8 tRNA genes and 1 rRNA gene are annotated in these 900 nt (G+C 48.9%); all 9 read left to right on the top strand.

The features are described 5' to 3' along the window. Positions 1–88, top strand: a 5S ribosomal RNA gene (rrf, locus tag KNO98_RS14590); the annotation flags it as partial. 75 nt (positions 89–163) lie between these two features. Continuing rightward, a tRNA-Asp gene (locus KNO98_RS14585) sits at positions 164–239 on the top strand. A 19-nt stretch (positions 240–258) separates the two neighbouring features. Then, positions 259–334, top strand: a tRNA-Phe gene (locus KNO98_RS14580). 8 nt (positions 335–342) lie between these two features. Next, a tRNA-Thr gene (locus KNO98_RS14575) sits at positions 343–418 on the top strand. 10 nt (positions 419–428) lie between these two features. Beyond that, positions 429–504 (top strand) — tRNA-His (locus KNO98_RS14570). A 13-nt stretch (positions 505–517) separates the two neighbouring features. Continuing rightward, positions 518–593: transfer RNA gene (locus tag KNO98_RS14565), tRNA-Lys, on the top strand. A 38-nt stretch (positions 594–631) separates the two neighbouring features. Beyond that, positions 632–712, top strand: a tRNA-Leu gene (locus KNO98_RS14560). A gap of 15 nt (positions 713–727) precedes the next feature. Continuing rightward, positions 728–802, top strand: a tRNA-Gly gene (locus tag KNO98_RS14555). Between the two features lie 9 nt (positions 803–811). Continuing rightward, a tRNA-Leu gene (locus KNO98_RS14550) sits at positions 812–899 on the top strand. The last annotated feature ends 1 nt before the right edge of the window (position 900 follow it).

The following is a 900-nucleotide window of genomic DNA, read 5'->3' as shown; positions in this document are numbered from 1 at the left end:
CGTTCCCATGCCGAACACGGAAGTTAAGCGTCTCAGCGCCGAAAGTAGTTGGGGGATCTCCCCCTGTGAGGATAGGACGTTGCCAGGCTTTATTTTTTTAAAAAAGTTATTGACTTTACATAATATGACCTTTAAAATAGGTAAAGTCGATATGACTTAAAACGGTCTCGTGGTGTAGGGGTTAACATGTCTGCCTGTCACGCAGAAGATCGCGGGTTCGAATCCCGTCGAGACCGCCATTTTTAATTTAATACGTATGGCTTTGTAGCTCAGTTGGTAGAGCAAAGGACTGAAAATCCTTGTGTCGGCGGTTCGATTCCGTCCAAAGCCACCATATAACACGCCGGTGTAGCTCAGTTGGTAGAGCATCTGACTTGTAATCAGAGGGTCGAGGGTTCGAATCCTTTCGCCGGCACCATTTTTTCATGGCGGTTGTGGCGAAGTGGTTAACGCACCGGATTGTGATTCCGGCATTCGAGGGTTCAATTCCCTTCAGCCGCCCCATTAAAATTTTAATGAGCCATTAGCTCAGTTGGTAGAGCATCTGACTTTTAATCAGAGGGTCGCAGGTTCGAGCCCTGCATGGCTCACCATTTCTCATTAATTTTTTATTCAATACGTAATTTCACATGCGGGTGTGGCGGAATTGGTAGACGCGCTAGACTTAGGATCTAGTGTCTTTGACGTGGGGGTTCGAGTCCCTTCACCCGCATCTCTAAATACTTATGCGGAAGTAGTTCAGTGGTAGAATACGACCTTGCCAAGGTCGGGGTCGCGGGTTCGAATCCCGTCTTCCGCTCCATCTTAATACGCGGTCGTGGCGGAATCGGTAGACGCGCTAGGTTGAGGGCCTAGTGGTGGTTAACACCGTGGAGGTTCAAGTCCTCTCGACCGCACCAT

The sequence above is a fragment of the Exiguobacterium sp. s57 genome, assembly GCF_018617685.1.
Taxonomy (GTDB): Bacteria; Bacillota; Bacilli; order Exiguobacteriales; family Exiguobacteriaceae; genus Exiguobacterium; species Exiguobacterium marinum.
The sequence above is the reverse complement of the archived record's forward strand: the minus strand, read 5'-3'. Positions and strand labels throughout refer to the sequence as shown.